This is a genomic window from Leptothrix toolikensis (SeqCode), assembly GCF_057922285.1.
Genome location: NZ_JBYSVC010000120.1, coordinates 1 through 4945, shown reverse-complemented (window position 1 = coordinate 4945; position 4945 = coordinate 1). Strand labels below are relative to the sequence as shown.

The 4945-nt window shown below is 59.4% G+C and carries 5 protein-coding genes and 1 tRNA gene; 1 reads left to right on the top strand and 5 read right to left on the bottom strand.

Annotated features, from left to right (window positions below):
- The 3 genes from AC3VI7_RS12080 to AC3VI7_RS12070 form a co-directional block, all read right to left on the bottom strand.
- Positions 1–1715, bottom strand: a 1715-nt coding sequence (locus AC3VI7_RS12080; protein WP_489671572.1) for a tetratricopeptide repeat protein, incomplete at its 3' end; no start/stop codon positions are given.
- On the bottom strand, positions 1687–3033 hold the full coding sequence (locus tag AC3VI7_RS12075) for a hypothetical protein (RefSeq protein ID WP_489669797.1): 1347 nt from the start codon (positions 3031–3033) through the stop codon (positions 1687–1689). The genes AC3VI7_RS12075 and AC3VI7_RS12080, both read right to left, overlap by 29 nt.
- Before the next feature lie 16 nt (positions 3034–3049).
- A complete protein-coding gene (locus tag AC3VI7_RS12070) occupies positions 3050–3547 on the bottom strand; it encodes an Lcl C-terminal domain-containing protein (protein ID WP_489669796.1) in 498 nt (165 codons plus the stop codon).
- 82 nt (positions 3548–3629) lie between these two features.
- Between AC3VI7_RS12070 and AC3VI7_RS12065 the strand changes: the two genes are divergently transcribed.
- Positions 3630–4073, top strand: coding sequence for a YidB family protein (locus AC3VI7_RS12065; protein WP_489669795.1), 444 nt, complete (start codon positions 3630–3632; stop codon positions 4071–4073).
- A 14-nt stretch (positions 4074–4087) separates the two neighbouring features.
- On the opposite strand, the gene AC3VI7_RS12060 is transcribed toward AC3VI7_RS12065, so the two are convergent.
- Both AC3VI7_RS12060 and AC3VI7_RS12055 read right to left on the bottom strand, forming a co-directional pair.
- A tRNA-Ser gene (locus AC3VI7_RS12060) sits at positions 4088–4177 on the bottom strand.
- Between the two features lie 49 nt (positions 4178–4226).
- A partial coding sequence (locus AC3VI7_RS12055) for a helicase HerA-like domain-containing protein (protein WP_489671571.1) occupies positions 4227–4945 on the bottom strand: 719 nt, incomplete at its 5' end.

The following is a 4945-nucleotide window of genomic DNA, read 5'->3' as shown; positions in this document are numbered from 1 at the left end:
GCTTGCTGCGCCTCGTCCAGTCGCCTCAGCGCTTGGGCCACATCGCCCAGTTTGTTCATGGAAACCGACAGATCGCGCAGACGCTCAGGCGACTTGCCAAAGTCATCAATCAGGGTACGACGCAGCTTTTCACTTTCTCGGTAGGCTTGTTGCGCTTCATCTAACCGTCCCAGTGTTTGGGCCACATCGCCCAGTTTGTTCATGGAAACCGACAGATCGCGCAGGCGCTCAGGGGTTTCGCCAAAGTCATCAATCAGGGCGCGAGCTAGTTTTTCGCTCTCTCGGTAAGCCTGTTGCGCTTCATCCAGTCGTCCCAAAGCTTGGGCTAAATGACCCAAGTTATTCAGGGAGACCGATAGATCGTGCAGGCGCTCAGGGGTCTTGCCAAAGTCATCAATCAGGGCACGAGCTAGTTTTTCGCTCTCTCGGTAAGCCTGTTGCGCTTCATCCAGTCGTCCCAAAGCTTGGGCTAAATGACCCAAGTTATTCAGGGAGACCGATAGATCGTGCAGGCGCTCAGGGGTCTTGCCAAAGTTATGAATCAGGGCGCGAGCTAGTTTTTCGCTCTCTCGGTAAGCCTGTTGCGCTTCATCCAGCCGACCCAACGCTTGGGCCATATTGCCCAGTCGATCCATCGAAACCGACAGATCACGTAGGCGTTCAGGGGTTTGGCCAAAGTCAGCCATCAAGGAGCGGGTGATCTGCTCGCTCTCACGGTAGGCTTGTTGCGATTCCTCCAGCCGTCCCAGTGTTTGGGCCACATCGCCCAGTTTGTTCATGGAAACCGACAGATCACGCAGGCGATCAGGCGACTTGCCAAAGTCAGCCATCAAGGAGCGGGTGAATTTCTCACCCTCACGGTAGGCTTTCTCTGCCTCATCCAACCGTCCCATTGTTTGGGCCACATCGCCCAGTTTGTGCAGGGCAACCGCCAGATCGCGCAGGCGCTCAGGCGACTTGCCAAAGTCAGCGACCAAGGCGCGGGCGCGTTGGGCCGTTTCCTGTGCCATGGGCCAAGCTAGTTCGCTGTGACCGGAGGCCAAGGCTGCTTCAATGGCTTGCGCGGCATCCCACGGGGATACGGCCTGACCACGATCTTGGCCGGCTTGCCAGCGCAGCACTGCCGCAGGCAACTCGCGACTGGGAGGGCTGTGCAGGGCGGCTACTGGTGTTGAGTCTGACGAGACCACTTGGACCGACGAAGGGGGCTGCTGCGCAAAGCCTTGCGTCTCTGGTGGTTCTAAATAGACCGAGGGTTGGCGGATCGTCCACAGGTCTGGGGCCGCCTCGGCGGCTGGTTTGGTCCAATCCAGTGGCAACGCCAGAACGACGGTACGGCCGTGCTCACGGACGAGTGCAGCGCGCCGTTCATTGAGGCGGTGCAGAAATTCTCGTCTAGCCTCATCCCAACTTGCTGCGCCGGGATGACCATCCAAGTCCAGCCACAAGGGCATGCCCATGTCAACGTGGACGCTGGCTGGGTTGATCGCAATGGGCAGTAAACACCGGATCAGATCGGTGGCTTGGCGTGCTTCAGGCCGTTGGAAGGGCCGAACCTGCATTTGCATGAGGTCATGGGCCCGTTGGAACAGCGCCTGTTTGGCATGCCTGTCGCTACAAAAGACGAAGACAAGCCCAAATTCCTGAGCCCACTCCAAACTGCTGCGCAGCGTTTGCCAAGCCGCCTCAAGGGGCGGGAGTTTTGGGTGGTTCATCCAAGCGGTCAATCAAGGGCCAAAGCAGCGGGTGGATATCGAACCACTCCGCCCCATTGCGGTAGTTCAGGATCACGCGTGTATCAAAGAGGCGGGCCAACGTGCGCAAGGAATCGCCTCGGTCTGCCGCAATGGCGTTATGGCTGCGGGCGATGTCCGCCAGCAAAGGCCATTCGCTTTTCACGGTAAGGCGTTCGGTTTCGCCCTTGTTCTCATCCATGACCTGTTGAACCACAGGATCGTCAGCGCGCAACGGCAAACGATCCAAGGCAAACAGTGCCTTGCCGACCACGCCTGAAACCAAGCGCTGCATAAAGTGCCGAAGATCGCCACCCGAGGCCTGTGCCAAGGCATCCAGTGCCGAGCTATCCAGCACCTGCGCCCAAGCCGCATAGCGCCGCTCAATCAGGCTGCGCATTTTCTCCAAACCTTCCGGACGGGGCTGGCGTCGATAGGCCGTCGGGGTGCCGTTCGCGATGGGTTTGGCATAGACCCGCACCGAAGCCAGTGCGTGGCAGGTCACGAAGTTGCGCACATCGGACAGCAGTGCCAAGTAGGGCGGTACGGAATACACGACGCTGGCACTTGGAATGCGCAGGCGGTCAAAGTCCCCGGCAAAGGTGGTGACCACGTGCTGGAACATGGCATCTTGATCGGCCCCGGACACCCCGCGTAGCCGTTCGAGCGAATCCACAATGACCACCACCCGTTGTTCCCGTTGTTCAGGGCGAGTTCGCAGCCGGATGAATTCGACGATCTCACCCGCAAAGCTTTGGACCTTCTTGGTCCACTCTAGGGGGGTCGAAAGATCGCGAATCTTCTTGGCCACCGAGACCTGCTGCTCTTTGAGCTTGAGCTTGAGCCCATGGGCGGAGACTTCGCTGAGTTCGATGTCTGTTTGCAGCCATGCCGCAAAGCGCGTCCACGCGCTTGACGTCAAGAAATCTTCTTTGCACTTCTCATCCGCCCATGCTGCCAAGCCTGCGGTGACCAAGAGCAAGATGCTTTCAACCGTCACCTTTTCGGTTTCAGTGATGAAATCAAGACTGTCAAACCGGATGACTTGGGAGTCTTCATCCAGCAGCATTTGCTCCAGCCTACGAAGTTCCGTACTTTTGCCCGTGCCGCGTTGCCCGGTGAAGTAGAAAAGTTGGCTATCGAGGCGTGGGCGGGCCAGGATTTCTTCAAACAACGCACTGATGACATCTTCCTCAGGCGTTCCATGCAAATCGGGAACGTACCGCTGATCATCCGGAGTCATGGCGATATCCGTTTCGACCAATGCGGCGCGAAATTCTCGAAGTTGCTGTTTATCCATGGCGGCAATTATCGTGCTACCTCACCAACCGAACGAGGTTGGCGTAGTGGCGGAAGTTGTAGTCGATGTAGCCGCGTTCGAAATTGACGCTCCAAGCGTAGGTGGGGTGGCGATCTACGGACCATGCGCTCCAAAACCAGCTGGCTGAGGTGTTTGGGAAAGCGGTTTCGTCGATGGTGGCGATACCCGTACCCGGTATCACACTGTGGTCCACCAGACTGGACAGTTCATTCACATTGGGTAAGCGCCAACCCGTTTGGCTAGCGGCATAGGCGAGGGCTTGTTCGTGGGTGTACGTCTTGGCCCGACCGGCACACGTTGGCGGTGCCTGCCCCGCCGCACAGCGCGCCCAAGTCAACCTGGTTTCGTGATCGACCACGGTCAAACCATCGGATGAAACCGCCCAGCGCGGCTGCGCCAAGATGCTTTGGGCCTGAACTACCACGCTCAGCGCTAGCACCACCATGGCCAGTATCAAGTGACGCTCATGTTTTGTGGATCTCATCGGTTTCATGATGACCATCCTTCTTTCTGACTCGTCTGCGCACCTGTTATGGTGCCCGTCCACATTCACTCAACCCAACCAAGGACTGATCATGGGACTTTTCGACTCTATCGCCTCACAAGCCGTCGGCGCGCTGACGCAAGCTGCCGCGACACATACACCCGCTGCTGCACAGCCTACTCCCGATCTCATGGGGGCCGTGATGGGCTTGATCGGTGGTGTGCAGGGTGGGGGCATTGCTGGGCTGGTGAGTGCTTTCCAAGCCCAAGGGCTGGGCAGCATCATCGCATCATGGATGGGTGGTGGCGAGCACCTGCCGGTCTCGGCGCAGCAACTGCTGGCCGTGTTGGGCAACGAACAAGTGCAAGCCATTGCTCACAAACTGGGCCTGCCGGCGCTGGATGCTTCGCAAGCCATGGCGAGCCTCTTGCCCTCCGTCATCAGCAGCCTAGGCTCCAACGGCGCTTTGCCGGCGGGTGGTGATCTGCTCAGCCAAGGGCTGTCGATGCTGGGCGGTTTCGGCCACAAGGGTTGACCGAAGGGCCGAATTGGCGGAAGCGGTGAGATTCGAACTCACGGAGGGCGTCAGCCCTCGCCGGTTTTCAAGACCGGTGCCTTAAACCGCTCGGCCACGCTTCCTTGAGAAGGCCGCGATTGTCGCAGATTTTTGGCTCTTTTTTTGGATGGCTTAGCGACGACGTGAGCCGCCAAGCAAAGAGCCCAAAACACCGCGCACGATTTCGCGGCCGACCGCGCTGCCCATGCTGCGCATGGCCGACTTGGCCACCAAGTGCGCCATCGAGGACAAACCCGCCAGCAAGGGGCTTGCGGCGGCGGGTTCAGCAGCGGTCGATGCTGATGCTGTCGGTGGGGGTGCTGCCCGACCCTTGAGGCGTTCGTAGGCCGATTCGCGGTCGATGGTTTTCTCGTAGACCCCGGCCACCAAAGAAGTGGCTATCAACTGGCGACGTTGCTCAGGCGTGATCGGGCCGATTTGACTGCCCGGCGGCTCGATAAAGACGCGCTGCGTCACCCCAGGGCGGCCTTGCGCATCCAGCAAACTCACCAGCGCTTCCCCCACGCCCAACTCACTGATGGCGCGGGCGATATCGAGCTCGGGGTTGGGGCGCATCGTCTCGGCTGCCGTGCGCACCGCTTTTTGGTCGCGCGGGGTGAAGGCACGCAGGGCGTGCTGCACCCGGTTGCCGAGCTGGCCGAGGACGGTATCCGGGATGTCTTGCGGGTTTTGGGTGATGAAATAAAGGCCCACGCCTTTGGAGCGCACCAGCCGCACCACGTGCTCGATGCGCTCTTGCAGCATCTTGGGCGCATCGTTAAAGAGCAGATGCGCTTCATCAAAGAAGAACACCAACTTGGGCTGATCGAGATCGCCGACCTCCGGCAGCG